This window comes from Reyranella soli (genome assembly GCF_007992495.1).
GTDB classification, from domain to species: Bacteria; Pseudomonadota; Alphaproteobacteria; order Reyranellales; family Reyranellaceae; genus Reyranella; species Reyranella soli.
In genome coordinates this window covers 1-16,164 of sequence record NZ_BKAJ01000206.1, presented here as the reverse complement: position 1 = coordinate 16,164, position 16,164 = coordinate 1, and the positions used below count along the sequence as shown (strand labels likewise).

Sequence of the window (16,164 nt, the reverse complement as noted above, 5' to 3'; positions counted from 1 at the left end):
GCTCACGGCTCCTTCCATGCCGGTGTCGGTCGCAACGCGAAAGGCACCTTCCACCGCTGATAGTTGGTTTGATCGATGAGCGCCGCCGGCACCATGATCGAGGCCGGCACCGCCTCGCCGCGCAGATGACGCAAGGCGGCGCGGGCGGCGATGCCGGCAATATTGAAGGCGCTGAAATCGACACTGGCCTGCATGGTGCCGCGTTCGATGTTGTCGATCGCCTCGGGCAGGCCATTGACACCTACGACCTTGGCCGTGCGGCCGGCCGCCGCCAGTGCCTCGAGCACGCCGAAGGCCATGACGTCGTTCGAGGTCCAGACGCCGTCGATCTCGCCATGCTCGGCCAAGAGCCGCGCCATCGCCTCGCGCGCCGGTGCCTGCTGGAAATAGCCGACGCCCGAACCGGCGAGCCGTACGCCCGGCACCTCCGCCAAGGCCTTGTGCAGGCCGACGGTACGATCGCGGCTGGTCGGGGCGGCCGGTGTGCCTTCTATGGCGACAATGCGGCCCTTTCCGTCGAGGGCAGCGAACAGGGCCTTTGCGGCGGTGTGGCCGACGGCGACATCGTCGGAGCCGACGAAGCTTATAACCTTGCCCTCCATGCGATTGATGCAGGTCACGACCGGGATGCCGGCGTCGGCAAAGCGCGCGAGGCCGGGCACCATCTGCTTGTCGTCGACAGGCACGAACACGACCGCGTCCGGCACGGCCGCCAGCGCTTCGCCGACCAAAACCTTCTGCTGGCCGACGTCGTCGGGTGTCGTCGGCACGAAATGCAGGGTCCGCGCGCCGGCTTCGGCGGCAACCCGGTCGGCGGCCAGCCGGGCCGCGGCATAGGCCGGATTGACGCGGTTCTTGGTGAAGACGGCGAGGGTGAAGGGGTGCGGCATGGTCCCTATTTTAGGGGATCCTTAGCCTGTAGTATCGCGCCGCAAATGGCCAAGCCCTACGACCAGATCCCCGACCGCCGCGCCATCGTGCGCCGGCGCGCGCTGGAGGACGCCTTGGCCACCCTGGTCGAGGACCTGCCGACCGGCGGCGAGCCGCCGCGCCCGGCCGTGCTCTCCCTGCTACGCGATGCCTTGGCCGCCGGCCGGGCTGAGATCCGCCGCCGCTTCGAGGAGCCGGGGCCGCTGCGCAACGATGGCGACCAGGTGCTGGCCGCCACCTCGTTCCTGATGGACCAGCTGATCCGCGTGATCTTCGATTTCGCCGACCAGCGCATCTATCCCGCCGCCAACCCCAGCGCCGCCGAGCGCCTGGGCGTGGTGGCGACCGGCGGCTACGGCCGCGGCGAGTTGGCGCCGTTGTCGGACATCGATCTCTTGTTCCTGCGGCCCTACAAGCAAACGCCCAGGGGCGAGCAGATCGTCGAGTTCATGCTCTACCTGCTGTGGGACCTCGGGCTGAAGGTCGGCCACGCCACGCGCACCGTCGAGGAGAGCCTGCGCTACGCCGAGCGCGACCAGACCATCCGCACCGCGCTCCTGGAGGCGCGCTATGTGTGGGGCGACCGCGAGCTGTTCGACGAGATGGTCAAGGGCTTCGCTCAGAAGTTCCTGACCGGCGACGGCCGCGACTTCGTCGAGGCCAAGCTCGCCGAGCGCGACCAGCGCCATCAACGCATGGGCGATTCACGTTACGTCGTCGAGCCCAACGTCAAGGAAGGCAAGGGCGGGCTGCGCGACCTGCACCTGCTGTTCTGGATCGCCGAGTATCTCTATCGCGTCCACGAGCCCAGCGAACTGGTGGCCAAGGGCGTGCTCACCAAGGAGGAGGCGCGGCACTTCGAGCGCGCCGAGCGCTTCTTCACCACGGTGCGCTGCCACATCCACTATCTGACCGGCCGCGCCGACGATCGCCTGTCGTTCGAGTTGCAGCGCGAGATCGCCGCGCGCCTGGGCTATCAGGACCGCCCAGGCAGCCGCGGCGTCGAGCGCTTCACCAAGCACTACTACCTGCATGCCAAGATCGTCGGCGACCTCACGCGCATCTTCATCGCCGCGCTGGAGGACAGCCGCCGGCGCAAGCCCAAGCTCGCCGCCCTGTGGCAGACCCTGCGGCCGCGCGAGCTCGAAGGTTTCCGACTCGACGGCGAGCGGCTGGCGGTCGTTTCGTCCGACGCCTTCACCAAGGATCCGGTGGCGATCCTGCGCCTGTTCCATGTCGCGCAGGAGAACGACCTCGACATCCATCCCGCGACGTTGCGCCTGATCACCCAGAACATCCGCCTGGTCGATCGGCTGCGCACCGATGCCGAGGCCAATCGTCTGTTCATGCAGATGATGACGTCCAAGCACGACCCGGAGACGACGCTCCGGCGACTCAACGAGGCCGGCGTGTTCGGCCGCTTCGTGCCCGATTTCGGTCGTGTCGTCGCCCAGACGCAGCACGACATGTACCACACCTACACGGTCGACGAGCACACCATCCGGGCGATCGGCATCCTCTCGCGCATCGAGAACGGCACGCTCAAGGAAGACCATCCCTTGTCCGCCCAGGTGGTGCACAAGATCCTGTCGCGGCCGGTGCTCTATCTCGCCGTGCTGCTGCACGACATCGCCAAGGGCCGCGGCGGCGATCATTCGGTGCTGGGCGCCGATGTGGCCATGCAGCTCGGACCGCGCCTGGGGCTGAGCGCCGCCGAGACCGAGACCGTGTCGTGGCTGGTGCGCTACCACCTCGCCATGTCGGGCACTGCCTTCCAGCGCGACCTGATGGATCCCAAGACCATCGACACCTTCGCCGCCCTGGTGCAATCGCCCGAGCGCCTGCGCCTCCTGCTGGTGTTGACGGTCTGCGACATCCGCGCCGTCGGGCCCAACGTGTGGAACGGCTGGAAGGCCGCTTTGCTGCGCCAGCTCTACTACGCCACCGAGCAGGTGCTGTCGGGCGGCACGCTGTCGGGCGGCCGCGCGGAGCGCATCAAGCAGATCCAGGCCGAGGTGGCCAAGCGCCTGACGAGCTGGACCGAGGCCGAGCGTGAAGAGCATTTTGCCCGCGGCTACGCGCCCTATTGGCTGTCGTTCGATCCCGACACACTGGCGCGCCAGGCCGAGCTGGTGCGGCGCGCCGAGCGCGAGCGCCAGCCGCTGGCCATAGAGCATCGCATCGACGGCGAGCGCTCGGTCACCGAGGTCACGATCTACACCCTCGACACGCATGGCCTGTTCGCGCGGCTGGCCGGCGCCATGGCGATCAGCGGCGCCAACATCGTCGACGCCAAGATCTTCACCCTGGCCAACGGCATGGCGCTCGACACCTTCTGGATCCAGGACCTCGAGGGCAAGCCGTTCGACGGCCCGCAGCGCCTGGCCCGGCTCGCCGCCCGCGTCGAGATCGCGCTCTCCAACCGCCTCGACATCCAGCGCGAGCTCGAAAGCCAGCGCCCGTCCTGGCCCAAGCGTGACCGCGTCTTCACCGTCGAGCCGCGCGTGCTGATCGACAACAATGCCTCGGACACGTTCACCGTGATCGAGGTCAACGGCCGCGACCGTCCGGGCTTCCTGCACGTCGTGACCCGCGCGCTCACGCGCATGAGCCTGCAGGTTGCCTCGGCCCACATCACCACCTACGGCGAGCGCGCCGTCGACGTGTTCTACGTGAAGGACCTGTTCGGCCTGAAGGTGGTGAACCAGGACAAGCTGAAGCAGGTCGCCGACACCGTCGAGAAATCCATCCGCGACTTCGACGCGCGCTTCGAGCCGGTGGCGAAGGCGGCAGAGTAGCTTTGGGAGCGCGGGCCTCCGGCCCGCTCATAATCAGTCGTCCTGAGCAAAGCGAAGGACCTCATCGCCGCTTGCAACCGGCATGAGATCCTTCGCTACGCTCAGGATGACATGATGCGGGCCGGGAGGCCCGCGCTCCCGGAAGACTATTCCGGCTTGAAGTCCGACTCCTTCAGGAGCGCCGTGTTCACCTCGACCTCGGTCTTGATGAAGGCGGCGAAGTCCTTGGGCCCGCGCGCCGTCGGCACGATACCGAGCGACGTCGTCTTCTCGATGAAAGCCGGGTCCTTGGAGACTTCCGCCATCGCGCTCGCGAGCTTGTCGACGATGGCATCAGGCGTGTCCTTGGGCGCCCACACGCCGTACCAGGAGCTGATATTGAAGTCCTTCAGCCCGACCTCGTCGGAGGTCGGAATGTTGGGCGCAAGCTTGGTGCGTTCCTTCGACGTCACGAAAAGTCCGCGTGCACGGCCCGAGGTCGCGAGCGGCAGGAGCGCCGTCCAGGGATCCATGAAGAGCTGGACGTTGCCCGCCAGCAGGTCGGCATTGGCCGGCGCCGTGCCCTTGTAGAGGATGGTGTCGAGCGGCAGGCCGGTCTTCTTCAGGAACGCCAGCGTGGCGATATGACCGGCGGAGCCGCCCGACGACAGGGCGAAGAAGTACTTCTTCGGCTCCTTGGCAATCGCCTCCATGGTGCTCTTGTAGTCGGTGCCCGGCACGTTGTTGTTGACCAGGAGCACCAGCGGAGCCTCGCCCGCCTGGGCGATGGCGCGGAAGTCGGTCACGGGATCGTACGGGCAGGTCGGCACCACCGTCTTGCCCAGCACGAACAGGCTGGCGTTGAAGAGCAGCGTGTAGCCGTCGGGATCGGCCCGGCGCACTGTTTCCGACCCGACGGTGCTCGAAGCGCCGCCGATGTTCTGGATGATGATCGGTTGACCGAGCTTCTCGGACAGGAATTGCCCCGTAATGCGTCCGAGGCCATCCGTGCCGCCGCCCGGCGGATAGGGCACCACCATCTTCAGTGGCTTGTTCGGGAAGGCGCCTTGTCCGAGAGCGGGAGCGGCCAGCAGCGAAGCGCCGGCGGCGCCGACGAAAGTCCTTCTACGGATCACGGCTGCACCGACACCGACGAGGCGCACGACTTGCCGCCTTCAGCCTCGCAAATGGTGCGCACGACGCGGCGCGTCTTCAGATCGCCGCAGCCCACGCCCAGCGCCTTCGATGTATCGAGATGTTGTTGCAAGACTGCCTTCCCTCCGACCCCGATTGGATGGAGCACACCTTCCCGGTATGCCGATTTAAGCTCAACGACGCGTTCCTGGCCGTTCTCCAGCGCGACGGCGACATCGACCTGCAGGTAGTCGATGATCTCCATCGAGTTGTTCTCGACCACGAGGCTCGGCACGCAGTTGCCGAAGACCATCGCGTCCTGGCCGCGCGTGACGTCGATGCCATTCGCAGCCAATGCCGAAGAAGCAGCAAAAATCAGACCAACTGCAATGCCCGTACGAGGATGACGAATACGCATGATCGCCTCCCTTGCCGTGTCGATGCTTATTCCGTCGCCTGCAGCCGCTGGTCGCGGCGCACCGCCAGCATCTGCAGGATCGCCGCTGCAGTCTCCTCGATCGATCGGCGCGTGACGTCGATGGTCGCCCACTTGCGGCGAGCATAGAGGCGGCGCGCTTCCTGGATCTCGCGCTGCACGTTGTCCATGTCGGTGTAGTCGGTCTCGGTGTTCTGCTGCAGCAGGCGCAGGCGATTGACGCGGATCTGCACCAGCCGTTCGGGATCGGTGATCAGGCCGACGATCAAAGGCCGCTTGGCCGATTCCAGCGCAGACGGCGGATCGACCAGCGGCACCAGCGGCACGTTGGCCGCACGCACGCCGCGATTGGCGAGATAGACGCAGGTCGGCGTCTTGGAGGTGCGCGACGGCCCGACCAGGATGACATCGGCATCTTCGAGATCGTGCGTCGACTGGCCGTCATCGTGCGCCAGGGTGTAGTGCATGGCGTCGATGCGATCGAAATAGCCTTCGTCGAGCTGATGCTGGCGGCCCGGCCACTGCTCGCTCTTGGAATGGAAGTGCACGGCCAGCACGCTCATCGCCTGATCGAGCACGCCGACGCAGGGCAATTGCAGGCGCCGGCAGTGATCGCGCACCAGGTCGCGCAACTCGGGATCGACCAGCGTATAGAGCACGGGACCGCGGTCGCGTTCGACCGCTTGCATGACCTTGTCCATCTGGCCTTTGGTTCGGACCAGCGACCAGACATGTTCCTGCACGAACACGCCCTCGTATTGCACAAGGCAGGCACGCGCCACGCTCGATACGGTCTCGCCGGTCGAGTCGGATACGAGATGGACGTGGAAGTTTCGGTTGGCCACGGTCTTTTCTACCCCACAGCGACCCGGGGAGAAACGCGGGATTGGCGAGGGCAAGACGGGGACAGCCAGGCCGATCCGCCGGACAGCGCCGATTCAGGCCACGGACCGGCCGGCCCCATCCATTTCCCGTCCCTTGCGGACAGACTGGGAGGAATACCCTGCGAATCGGGAATCCAGCGGTGAAAGCTCGTCGGATCGGCCTTGGCCGATCCACAGCGGCCTGGGGACGCCTTACCAATAGGGCGCATCCCCATGTGCCACACCCCCTACTACTCCTACTACCTATTATGAATAGAGTAAGAGGAAGCATGAGGGATGAGCAGTGAGCACCGGGAAACTCCTGGAGACGCTGGCCGGAACGCGCTTTCCGACGCCGCCGATCTGGCTGATGCGCCAGGCTGGGCGCTATCTGCCGGAATACCGCGCCGTCCGGGCGGACACCGGCTCGTTCCTCGACCTGTGCTACACGCCCGACAGGGCCATGGAGGTGACGCTACAGCCCGTGCGGCGCTTCGGTCTCGATGCGGCGATCATCTTTTCCGACATCCTGGTGGTGCCCGATGGGCTCGGCCAGAAGGTCTGGTTCGAGGAAGGCGAAGGTCCGAAGCTCGAGCCGTTGACCGAACCAGCCGATTTCGCCCGCCTGACCAGGGCGCGCCTGCCCGAGAAGTTGGCGCCGGTCTATCAGGCGATCCGTCAGACGCGATCGGCGCTGGCGAAGGGGACCGCGCTGCTGGGATTCGCCGGCGCACCCTTCACCCTCGCCTGCTACATGATCGAAGGCGGCGGCAGCCGTGACTTCGCCAAGGTCAAGGCCTGGGCCTATCGCCATCCCGATTCCTTCAGCCTCTTGATCGATCTTCTGGTCGACGCGATCGTCGATCATCTCGTCAACCAGATTGACGCCGGCGCCGACGCCGTTCAACTCTTCGACACCTGGGCCGGCTTGCTGCCGGAGGAGCAGCTTTTCAGCTGGTCGCTCGAGCCCATGGTGCGCATCGCCCATGCCGTTCATGCCCGGCATCCCAAGACACCGATTATCGCCTTTCCGCGCGCCATTGGTCCGGCGACGCTGATGTATCGCCGCAGCGATGCGTTTGCCGCCCTGTCGATCGATACCGGAATCGGCGCCCATTGGGCCGCGCGCGAGCTGCAGCCGCATATCTGTCTGCAGGGCAATCTCGATCCGATGATGCTGGTGGCCGGAGGGGTTGCGCTCGAGCGCGAGGCGACCCGCATCCTCGACAAGCTCGGCCATGGCCCCTTCATCTTCAATCTCGGCCATGGCGTCGTGCCGCAGACGCCGCCTGAACATGTCGCTCAACTGGTCGAGATCGTGCGCAACTGGAAGCCCTCCACCTCATGAGGGCGACGACGTGAAGATCGCGATCATCCTGTTCAACCTCGGTGGACCGGATTCGCTGGAGGCCGTGCAGCCGTTTCTGCGCAATCTGTTCGGAGATCCAGCGATCCTGCGCGTGCCCGGTTTCATTCGTGGACCCCTGGCGAGCTTTCTGGCGCGCCGGCGCGCCCCGACGGCGCGGGCGATCTACGACAAGATCGGCGGTTCCTCGCCCATCCTGGGCCAGACCGAGGCGCAGGCGCGCGCGCTCGAAGGAGAGCTGGGCACCGAACACGAATGGCGCGGCTATGTCTGCATGCGCTACTGGCATCCCATGACCGAGGCTGTCGTACGCTCGGTCGAGCGCTTCAAGCCCGACCGCATCGTGCTGCTGCCGCTCTATCCGCAGTACTCCACCGCGACCACCGAATCGTCCTTCAAGGCATGGAACGACACGGCGAAGTTCAAGGTGCCGACCAAGGTCGTGAAGGATTATCCGACCGAACCGGGATTCATCGCCGCGTCCGTCGCCCTGCTGAAGGAAGGCCTGGCCCAGGTCGGCAATGCGCCTCACCGTGTGCTGTTCTCGGCGCACGGCCTGCCGGAGCGGGTGATCAAGGCGGGTGATCCTTATCAAAGCCAGGTCGAGCACACGGCCAAAGCCATCGCCGATGTTATCGGCGACCTCGACTGGTCGGTCTGCTACCAAAGCCGCGTCGGCCCGCTGAAATGGATCGGCCCCTCGACCGACGCCGAGATCACGCGGGCCGGCGCGGACAAGGTTTCGGTCGTGCTCTATCCGCTGTCCTTCGTGTCGGAGCACTCCGAGACGCTGGTCGAGCTCGACATCGAATACCGCCATCTCGCCGACAAGGTCGGGGTGCCGAGCTACATCCGCGTGCCCACGGTCGGCACGCATCCGCTGTTCATCGCAGGTCTCGCGAGGCTGGTGCGCGATGCTCTATGAGATCCTGAAGGCGCTGCACATCGTGGCCGTCATTGCCTGGATGGCAGGTCTGCTCTACCTGCCGCGCCTGTTCGTCTATCACGCCGACGCCGAGCCAGGATCCAAGCAGAGCGAAACCTTCAAGGTTATGGAGCGCCGCCTGCTGCGCGGCATCATGAACCCCGCGATGATGCTGGTCTGGATCTTCGGCCTGGCGCTCGCCTGGCGCGGCGACTGGTGGCATGCCGGCTGGTGGCAGGTGAAGTTCTCGCTGGTGGTGGGCCTCACCCTGATCCACCACCTCTACGGCCGCTGGCGCAAGGACTTCGAGGCGGACCGCAACACAAGGCCTGCAACGTATTATCGCTGGTGGAACGAGGTGCCGACGGTGCTGATGATCGCCATCGTGTTCTTGGCGGTGCTAAAACCTTTCTGATGAAGAGACTTGCACAGCTGGCGAGCGCAGCACTCCTGATGCTTGCGCTGTGCACTAGTAGTTTTGCGCAGAACCTCACAGTGCCCGATCCGGTTGGTGCCGGTTTTTCGCCGGCGCGGCTGGCGCGCATCGCCCCGTGGTATCAAGCGCAGATCGATACAGGCGCATTGCCGGGCGCCGTGGTCGCCATCGCCCGCGCTGGCAAGCTCGCCAACTTGCAGGCGATCGGGACCTATGACCGCGCCGGAAAGATCCCGCTGAAGCCCGATGCCATCTTCTGGATCGCGTCGATGACCAAGCCGGTCACCAGCGTGGCGGCGATGATGCTGGTCGAGGAGGGCAAGCTCGAGCTGAACGCACCGGTCGCCAGATACCTGCCGGAGCTCCGGGACATGAAGGTCGGTCTTGACCGTGTGCCGGCAAAGCGGCCAATGGAAGTGGTCGATCTGCTGCAACACACTTCCGGGCTCACCTATCCGGAAGAGGGTATGGACCTGCTGCACGGGACTTACAACACTGTGCCGACGTTCAGGCGCGATAAAACCCTCGCGGACTTCGTGCCCGCGCTTGCCAATGTGCCGCTTGTCCATCAGCCCGGCGAGGTCTGGGAATACAGTTGGGGCGTCGACGTGCTGGCGCGGGTGATCGAGGTCGTCTCGGGGCAGAGCTTCGATGAGTTCCTGCAGGCTCGTGTCTTCCGGCCGCTCGGCATGGTCGATACCGGCTTCTACGTTCCCGAAGACAAGCTTGGCCGTCTGGTCGATCCGCCGCCTGATGGTCGTCCGCCGACCTGGGATGTCACCAAGAAACCGAAACTGTTCTCCGGCGGCGGCGGGCTGGTCTCGACGTCGCCTGACTACCTGCGCTTTTGTCAGATGCTGCTGAACGGAGGCGAGCTCGACGGCGTTCGTCTTCTTTCGGCAAAGACCGTGCGGCAGATGACGACGAACACGATGCCGCCCGACATGCGCTTTGCTGGCGTCGTCGGCCAGTTCGTCGGCCCGCGCGTGGGCACGGGATGGGGCTTGGGCTTCGCCGTGCGCACCAACCCAGACTTCAGCCTCATTCCCGGCGCCGTCGGCAGCTTCAACTGGAGCGGCATCTGGGGAACGTATTTCTGGATCGATCCGGTCGAGAAGCTGATCGGTGTGCAGATGATCCAGGTCCCGCCCGATGCGGGCGCGTTTTACCGAGATGCCTTTCGGCATCTAACCTACGCCGCCCTCAGTATTCCAGGACGGGAAGCAGCGTCGACACCCACCGTCGTGAGCGCGGACACGCTCAAGAACTACGCCGGGACTTACGATTTCGGGGCGTCGCTCAGTTCGCGCGACAAGCAGGCGCCGATTCCTGCCTTCGCGTTCGCCGGCACCGGGCTCGAGGTCGCCGTGATGGACGACAAGGTCACGGTTCGCTCGCCGATCGATGGCGGACCTGCCCAAAAGGCCGGCGTGAAGGCCGGCGATCTCGTCACTGAAATCGACGGCGTCGGGACAAGAGGGCTCGACCTCAACCAGGTGCTCGACAAGCTGCGTGGCCGCGCCGGCACGCCGGTCCGGCTCAAGATCACGCGCAAGGATCAGGACGCCCCCATCGACATCACGATCGTGCGCGAGGCCATCCGCCTGCCCGGCGCCCGAATCCAGGTGCGGGTCGAGGGCGGCAAGCTCGAGGTGGCTGCAACGGGACGATGGGCGGTCCTCGACTTCGAGAAGGATAAACCGGTTCCTCTGCAAGCGACGTCGAACACGGAGTTTCGTGTCGAAGGTGGCGATCGCACACGCCTTGCATTCGAGAGCGACCTGACCGGCAAGGTCACCGGCGTCGTGCTCAACCCCGGTCCCTGGGAAGTCAGAGGGGCGAGGATAAATTAGGGAGCGAGCTGCGGGCACAGACGCTATCTTCCGCGGCTTAGGAGGCATCCATGGCCGAGTACGCACCGTTTCCCCTGATCGACCTCTCCGGCAGCCCGCGCGAGCGTGGCCGTGCGCACGGCAAGGCCGCCGCCGACCGCCTGCGCCGCGGCGCCAAGATGTACGCCGAATCGCTGCTCAAGAGCGGCGTCGACTGGGCCGAGCTCGAGCACCGCGCCGAGGCGCTGGTGCCGTCGATCGAGAAGTTCGATCCGACCTACATCGAGGAGATGCGCGGCATCGCCGAGGGCGCGAACGAGCCCTTCGCCGCCGTGGTGCTGATGAACGCCCGCACCGAGATGGTGGCCGCTGCCCGCCAGGAGCAGGAGGCCAAGCAGGTGCCCGACGGCTGCACCGCGGCGCTCGCCTTGCCTGAAGCCAGCGCCGACGGCGTGTTGCTGCACGGCCAGAACTGGGACTGGCGCGCCGAGTGCGCCGAGACCGGCGTGATCCTGCGCATCCATCGCGACGATGGCCCCGACATCCTGACCTTCACCGAAGCCGGCGGTCTCGCGCGCTCGGGCCTGAACTCGGCCGGCATCGGCCTCACGGCCAATGCCCTGCAATGCGACCGCGACTACACGCGCGGCTCCGGCGTGCCGTTGCCCTTCATCCGCCGCAAGGTGCTGGAGAGCGCCTATCTCGCCAATGCCGTGCATACCATCATGTCGACGCCCAAGCTCGGTTCCAACCACATGGCGGTGAGCCACGCGACCGTCTCTGGCGGCGGCGGCGAGGCCTTCGGCTTCGAATGTGCGCCCGATGACACGTTCTGGCTGGCGCCCGAGCGCGGCCTCTATGTCCACGCCAACCATTGGATCGCCGATTCGGCGCGCGCCAAGGTGAAGGATACCGGTCTCGCCGAAACGCCCTGCTCGATCTATCGCGACAAGCGCGTGCGTGACCAGCTCAGCCCGAAGCGCGGCAAGCTTACGCTGGACGATTTCCGCTCGGCCTTCTTCGACGACTGGAACTCGCCCTGGTCGGTGTGCCGGCCGCCGCGGCTCAACACGCGCGGCGTGAAGACGGCGACCACGGCCATGATCCTGATGCGCCCGGGCGAAGGCCATCTCGAAGCCTGCCCGATGCCGTCGCTCAACAAGCGCTTCACGACCTACGGCCTGACGCCCGACCGCACCGCGCAAAGGCAGGCGGCGGACTAGACTTTGCGCCGTCCGGCTTTCGTCCTGGCAATGGCGGCTGCGCTGCTGCTGTTGCCGACGCTGGTGCTGGGCACGCTGATCAGTCACAGCTCGCCGCAGAACCTCACCTGGGCAAGCCAGTTTGCCGAGCAGGTCCGCGCCGGCATCCTCTATCCGCGCTGGATGCCAGACTCGTTCGACGGCCTGGGCAGTCCGGCTTTCTATTTCTATCCGCCATTGCCGTTCTGGATCGATGCCGCGGTGAGCGTCGTCACGGCCAATGCGCTGTCGACACCCTATCGCCTCGCCGTGACCACGACGGTCATCCTGTTCCTTTCCGGGCTGCGGAGCTGGCGAAGTAGCCGGCCGTCACCAGCACGCCCATGGCCGCGGACGTGATGGCGAGTTGCAGCGGGAAAGGCCGGTCGAGCACCCGGAGGGCAAAGCCGCCGACCGCGAACACCACGCAGGTGATGGCCATGGCGGGATGCGTGAACACCAGCAGCGGCGCGATCACGATCGTGGTGATCGCCTTCGCCTGCCGCGATCGCTGCGGATGGTCGAGCACGGCGAGCCAGATCATCCAAAGGCCCATGCCGGCAATCTGCTCGGAGTTGAAGAAGACCAGGACCAGCGCCGCTGCCAGGTAGAGGCGGGAGAAGATCCGCTGCAGCTCGACGGCGCGCAGGACCAGAAAGAAAACGAGCGGGACGGCAAAGTACAGGACATGCGCCACGATGACGAAGACCCGCGCCGGCATGTCGACAAGTCCGCCGAGTGCCCAGGCCAGGCCGAAGGCCAGCAGGGTCGAAACGGCGCGGCCCGTGACCTGGTCGTAGAACAGCGCCCAGGCATTACCGAGCCAGGCGGCGGTGATGTGGGCCGCGGCGTCGATCACCATCAGGGACATCTGCGAGCTGCCGATGACGGCGACGATCAGGAGTGTGCCGAGCAAGGCCAGGTCGGGAAGCTCGAAGCGCGCCGGCGGCGGAGGCAAAGTTACTTTCATCGGCCGGCGCACTATACATGATGGGTCATGATCCCCATCGATAGCATCGTCGAGCTGGCGTCACGCCTGGTGGCGACGCCGTCCTGCGCCGGCATCGATCCGCCGCAACCGGTGCTGTCGGTCGTCCAGACGTGGCTCGCCGAGAACGGTCTCGCGCCGCGGCTGCTCGACGATCCCTCGGGCAAGCCGGTGGCGGTGCTGGTCGAGAACGTGGGCGCCACGCCGGGGCCTGTGCTCTGCCTCGACGCCTGCATCGATACCGCGCCAGCCGGCGACCCGAGCCAATGGAGCGCGCCGCCCTTCTCCGGGACGGTGCGCGACGGTCGGCTGCTCGGCCGCGGCGCCGCGGATTCCAAGGCGGGCGTCGCCATCCTCGCCCATGTCGCGCGACATTTTGCCAAGAGCGGCCTGCCGCGCGGCACCCTGCACGTGCTGTTCGACGCCGACGAGCACACCGGCCGGTTCGGCGGCGTGCGGGCCTATCTCGAGGCTGTCGGCCGGCCGCCCGATGCCGCGTCGCTGGGCTATCCCGGCAATGCCGGCATCGTTGCCGGCAGCCGCGGCTTCCTGCGCGCCCGCCTGCGCTTCGCCGGCATCGCCGCGCATTCGGGCGATGCCGAGCGTCGCGGCGTCAATGCGCTCACCAAGGCCGCCGCCTTCGCGCTCAGGCTCGCCGATCCCGTCTTCCCCGATGTGGCCGATGCCGCGTTCCCCTTCGGGCCGGCGGCGACGGTGACGCGCATCGAAGGCGGCGAGGGCTTCAGCGTCGTGCCCGACCTTGCGGTTTGCCATGTCGACATCCGCCTGACGCGCAGTTTCGATGCGGCGCAGGCCACGCGCTGGCTCGAGCAGATCGTGCACGCCGTCGATGCCGAGGCCGGCATCGAGATCGTCGATTCCTGGCCGGCCTATGTCGTGCCGCGCGATGACCGGTTGGTGCAGAGCTTCACGCACGCCGCCGGCGCCGCGTTCGGCCGGCCGTTCGCCGCCGATGTCTGCGGCCCCTCCAACATCGGCAATCTTCTGGCCGCGCACGGCGTTCCCACCGTCTGCGCGCCGGGCGTCAGCTTCGGCAACATGCATGCCGCCGACGAATGGGCCGACATTGCCTCGATCGGCCCGGTCTACGCCATGTATTGCGAGGCGGCGCTCGGCTTCCTCAGTCGGCCTTGAGGTAGCTGTCCTTCAGCGCGATCTTGCCATCCCGGACCTCGTAGAGATCGATGCCGTAGCGGTCGAACGGCTTGCCGGCATGGTCGATGCCGGTGACGCGGAACGTTCCGAACAGCTTGTCGCCCGAGCGATGGATGCGCGCCTCGGAAAAGCGCGCCTCGCGATGGGCCTTGCTCTTGTCGGCGAAGTGCGCGCGCAGGTCGTCCTTGCCCCGCAGCACGCGACCGCCCGGCGCGCCGCCCGCTGCCCCGGCGTTCAATCGCCATTCGAAGTCGTCGGTCACGCAGGCCGCGATCTCCTCGACGTCGGCCTTGTTGAAGGCCTTGCCGAAGCGGCGGAACAGGTCGTCGATGGCGTCGGGCATGGTCCTTCCTCGGCTATTTGAGCGCAACGGCCAGCCAGCCCGCGACCTCACGCTTCACGACCGCCTCGTCGACGCTCGCGAGCTCGTAGCGCTGCGCCTTGCCGCCGTTGCCGATGATCTCGAGGTCGCCCTTGGCGACGTCGCCGTGGAACTGAAGCGGACGGCCCTCCGACGCGCCGTTGGGATGCACGGTCAGCGTCAGCACGGGGCCGATGTCGGGTAGCTGGTCGGCGACGGGGGAGTATTCCTGCGTCGAGACGTTGGCGTCGTGGCCGGCGCCCTTCAGCTCGTCGATGACGCGGTCGAGCTCGGGCCGGACGACGTCGCGGCACTTGACCCAGAAGGCCTGCACAAAGAGGTCCGTGTCGCGGTCCATATCCCCTCCTCGACTTTCATATGTTTATCGGGGCCGATCCTAGCATCATGCGGCCGGCGGCGTGTATCCCTTGGGCGCCTCCTGCATCAGCGCCAGGACCGCGCTTCTCGAGCTCGGCGACGGGCAAAGCGATCTGGCCGTTCTGGCTGAGATTGAGCAGCATGTGCCAATCATATCTCCCCTCATCAGATTTCCCACGGCGGCGGCGTGAACTTCTCGATCAGGAAATTGACGAAGGCCGGCACTTTGGGCGCGAGATGGCGGCGGTGCGGATAGACGGCATGGATGGCCACGGCCTCCTCGGCCGAGAACGCGCCCAGCAAGGGCACGAGCGTGCCCTCGCGGATCGCCTGGGCCAGGGTGAGCCTGGTGACCCGCACGATGCCGATGCCCTGCAAGGCAAGCTGCATCTGCGCCTCGCCCTCGGCGACCGCGACCCGCCCGCGCACGTCGATTTCGACGAGGCGGCCGTCGACCTTGAAGGACCAGCGGTTGAGATAGGGCTGGTCGCGCGACACGATGCAATTGTGCCGCGCCAGGTCTTCGGGCCGCTGCGGCGTGCCGTGGCGCGCGAGATAGGACGGCGCCGCGCAGATCAGGCGTTTGTCCTCGCCGATCTTGCGCGCCATGAAGCTGGTGTCGGCCAGCCGTCCGATACGCAGCGCGACATCGATGCCCTCGTCGACCATGTCGATCACACGGTCGGTCGGCAGCAGCTCGAACTGCACCAGCGGATAGCGGGCCAGGAACTCCGAGAGCACGGGTGCGAGCTGATGCGTGGCGAAGGCAAGCGACGTCGTCACCCGCAGCACGCCGCTCGGCGTGCCGCTCTCGCCGACGATCTGGTTCTCCAGCGATTCGATCTCGCCCACGATGCGCTTGGCCGCGGCATAGAAGACCTCGCCTTCCTGGGTGAGGTGCAAGGCGCGGGTCGTGCGCTGCAGCAGCCGCACGCCGAGCCTGGTCTCCAGCCGGGTGATCAGCTTGCTGACCGCCGAGGGGCTGAGCCCCAGCACCGGCGCCGCGGCAGAAAAGCCATTGGAATCAACGACCCGCACGAAGGCGGCCATTTCGCTCGCATGATCGATCATTGCGCCAATAATGAATAGAATTCATCAGTGATAGTCAAACTGATAGGATTAACGGCCATTCATATAGGAATTAAGTAACTTCCAACTCTTGGAGGTTTCCATGTTCTCGATCGCCTACCCCAACCATACCGAACGCCAGATCTACGCCCAGCGTGCCCATCGCATGCGCGGCGCCGCGGTTGCTGGCCTGGTGCGCGAGATCGCCCGGCTGGTCGCTGCCGCCGCCCGCTAGCAACTCTGCACGGTGGAC

The 16,164-nt window shown here is 66.3% G+C and carries 17 protein-coding genes; 9 read left to right on the top strand and 8 right to left on the bottom strand.

All coding sequences use genetic code 11. The annotated features are described in order from the left end of the window. Positions 1 to 2 precede the first annotated feature (2 nt). Entirely contained in the window at positions 3 to 890 is an 888-nt protein-coding gene (locus RSO01_RS41720) for a sugar ABC transporter substrate-binding protein (protein WP_147156525.1), read from the bottom strand. A gap of 45 nt (positions 891 to 935) precedes the next feature. On the opposite strand from RSO01_RS41720, the gene RSO01_RS41715 reads away from it, so the two are divergent. Further along, positions 936 to 3,728, top strand: a complete 2,793-nt coding sequence (locus RSO01_RS41715; RefSeq protein WP_147156524.1) for a [protein-PII] uridylyltransferase — start codon at positions 936 to 938, stop codon at positions 3,726 to 3,728. Positions 3,729 to 3,874: 146 nt separating this feature from the next. Here the strand turns inward: RSO01_RS41715 and RSO01_RS41710 are convergent, their stop codons facing one another. From RSO01_RS41710 to RSO01_RS41700, 3 genes are read right to left on the bottom strand one after another with little or no spacing between them, the layout of a single operon-like run. Next, entirely contained in the window at positions 3,875 to 4,843 is a 969-nt protein-coding gene (locus RSO01_RS41710) for a Bug family tripartite tricarboxylate transporter substrate binding protein (RefSeq protein ID WP_170303767.1), read from the bottom strand. Beyond that, entirely contained in the window at positions 4,840 to 5,259 is a 420-nt protein-coding gene (locus tag RSO01_RS41705; protein ID WP_147156522.1) for a hypothetical protein, read from the bottom strand. Before RSO01_RS41705 ends, RSO01_RS41710 begins: the two co-directional genes overlap by 4 nt. A gap of 26 nt (positions 5,260 to 5,285) precedes the next feature. Then, positions 5,286 to 6,122 (bottom strand): pyruvate, water dikinase regulatory protein, encoded by an 837-nt coding sequence (locus RSO01_RS41700; RefSeq protein ID WP_147156521.1) that lies wholly within the window; start codon positions 6,120 to 6,122, stop codon positions 5,286 to 5,288. Between the two features lie 322 nt (positions 6,123 to 6,444). On the opposite strand from RSO01_RS41700, the gene hemE reads away from it, so the two are divergent. Genes hemE through RSO01_RS41670 form a run of 6 tightly spaced genes read left to right on the top strand, consistent with a single transcriptional unit; the run spans position 6,445 to position 12,300 of the window. After that, on the top strand, positions 6,445 to 7,488 hold the full coding sequence (gene hemE / locus RSO01_RS41695) for a uroporphyrinogen decarboxylase (protein WP_147156520.1): 1,044 nt from the start codon (positions 6,445 to 6,447) through the stop codon (positions 7,486 to 7,488). A 10-nt stretch (positions 7,489 to 7,498) separates the two neighbouring features. Continuing rightward, the gene (gene hemH, locus RSO01_RS41690) at positions 7,499 to 8,431 is read left to right on the top strand and encodes a ferrochelatase (protein ID WP_170303766.1); all 933 of its coding nucleotides are present in this window, start codon (positions 7,499 to 7,501) and stop codon (positions 8,429 to 8,431) included. Next, positions 8,421 to 8,846 carry a protoporphyrinogen oxidase HemJ gene (gene hemJ, locus RSO01_RS41685; RefSeq protein ID WP_147156518.1) on the top strand — a complete coding sequence of 142 codons (426 nt, stop codon included), beginning with the start codon at positions 8,421 to 8,423 and terminating at the stop codon, positions 8,844 to 8,846. The genes hemH and hemJ overlap by 11 nt, the downstream gene beginning before the upstream one ends. Continuing rightward, on the top strand, positions 8,780 to 10,720 hold the full coding sequence (locus tag RSO01_RS41680) for a serine hydrolase (RefSeq protein WP_246159167.1): 1,941 nt from the start codon (positions 8,780 to 8,782) through the stop codon (positions 10,718 to 10,720). The genes hemJ and RSO01_RS41680 overlap by 67 nt, the downstream gene beginning before the upstream one ends. 50 nt (positions 10,721 to 10,770) lie before the next feature. Further along, on the top strand, positions 10,771 to 11,922 hold the full coding sequence (locus RSO01_RS41675) for a C45 family autoproteolytic acyltransferase/hydrolase (protein WP_147156517.1): 1,152 nt from the start codon (positions 10,771 to 10,773) through the stop codon (positions 11,920 to 11,922). 30 nt (positions 11,923 to 11,952) lie between these two features. Beyond that, complete coding sequence (locus tag RSO01_RS41670; protein WP_170303765.1) at positions 11,953 to 12,300, top strand: hypothetical protein; 348 nt, start codon at positions 11,953 to 11,955, stop codon at positions 12,298 to 12,300. Here the strand turns inward: RSO01_RS41670 and RSO01_RS41665 are convergent. Further along, positions 12,224 to 12,910, bottom strand: a complete 687-nt coding sequence (locus tag RSO01_RS41665) for a hypothetical protein (protein ID WP_147156515.1) — start codon at positions 12,908 to 12,910, stop codon at positions 12,224 to 12,226. The two genes, RSO01_RS41670 and RSO01_RS41665, sit on opposite strands and share 77 nt — an antisense overlap. 27 nt (positions 12,911 to 12,937) lie before the next feature. On the opposite strand from RSO01_RS41665, the gene RSO01_RS41660 reads away from it, so the two are divergent. Further along, a complete protein-coding gene (locus tag RSO01_RS41660; RefSeq protein WP_147156514.1) occupies positions 12,938 to 14,083 on the top strand; it encodes a M20 family metallopeptidase in 1,146 nt (381 codons plus the stop codon). On the opposite strand, the gene RSO01_RS41655 is transcribed toward RSO01_RS41660, so the two are convergent. The 3 genes from RSO01_RS41655 to RSO01_RS41645 all read right to left on the bottom strand — a co-directional run bounded on the left by RSO01_RS41655 (position 14,070) and on the right by RSO01_RS41645 (position 15,914). Further along, complete coding sequence (locus RSO01_RS41655; RefSeq protein ID WP_147156513.1) at positions 14,070 to 14,447, bottom strand: nuclear transport factor 2 family protein; 378 nt, start codon at positions 14,445 to 14,447, stop codon at positions 14,070 to 14,072. The two genes, RSO01_RS41660 and RSO01_RS41655, sit on opposite strands and share 14 nt — an antisense overlap. A 13-nt stretch (positions 14,448 to 14,460) precedes the next feature. After that, complete coding sequence (locus RSO01_RS41650; protein ID WP_147156512.1) at positions 14,461 to 14,823, bottom strand: hypothetical protein; 363 nt, start codon at positions 14,821 to 14,823, stop codon at positions 14,461 to 14,463. Between the two features lie 185 nt (positions 14,824 to 15,008). Further along, positions 15,009 to 15,914 (bottom strand): LysR family transcriptional regulator, encoded by a 906-nt coding sequence (locus tag RSO01_RS41645; RefSeq protein ID WP_147156511.1) that lies wholly within the window; start codon positions 15,912 to 15,914, stop codon positions 15,009 to 15,011. A 100-nt stretch (positions 15,915 to 16,014) separates the two neighbouring features. On the opposite strand from RSO01_RS41645, the gene RSO01_RS49655 reads away from it, so the two are divergent. Then, complete coding sequence (locus tag RSO01_RS49655; protein ID WP_281291618.1) at positions 16,015 to 16,146, top strand: hypothetical protein; 132 nt, start codon at positions 16,015 to 16,017, stop codon at positions 16,144 to 16,146. Positions 16,147 to 16,164 lie beyond the last annotated feature (18 nt).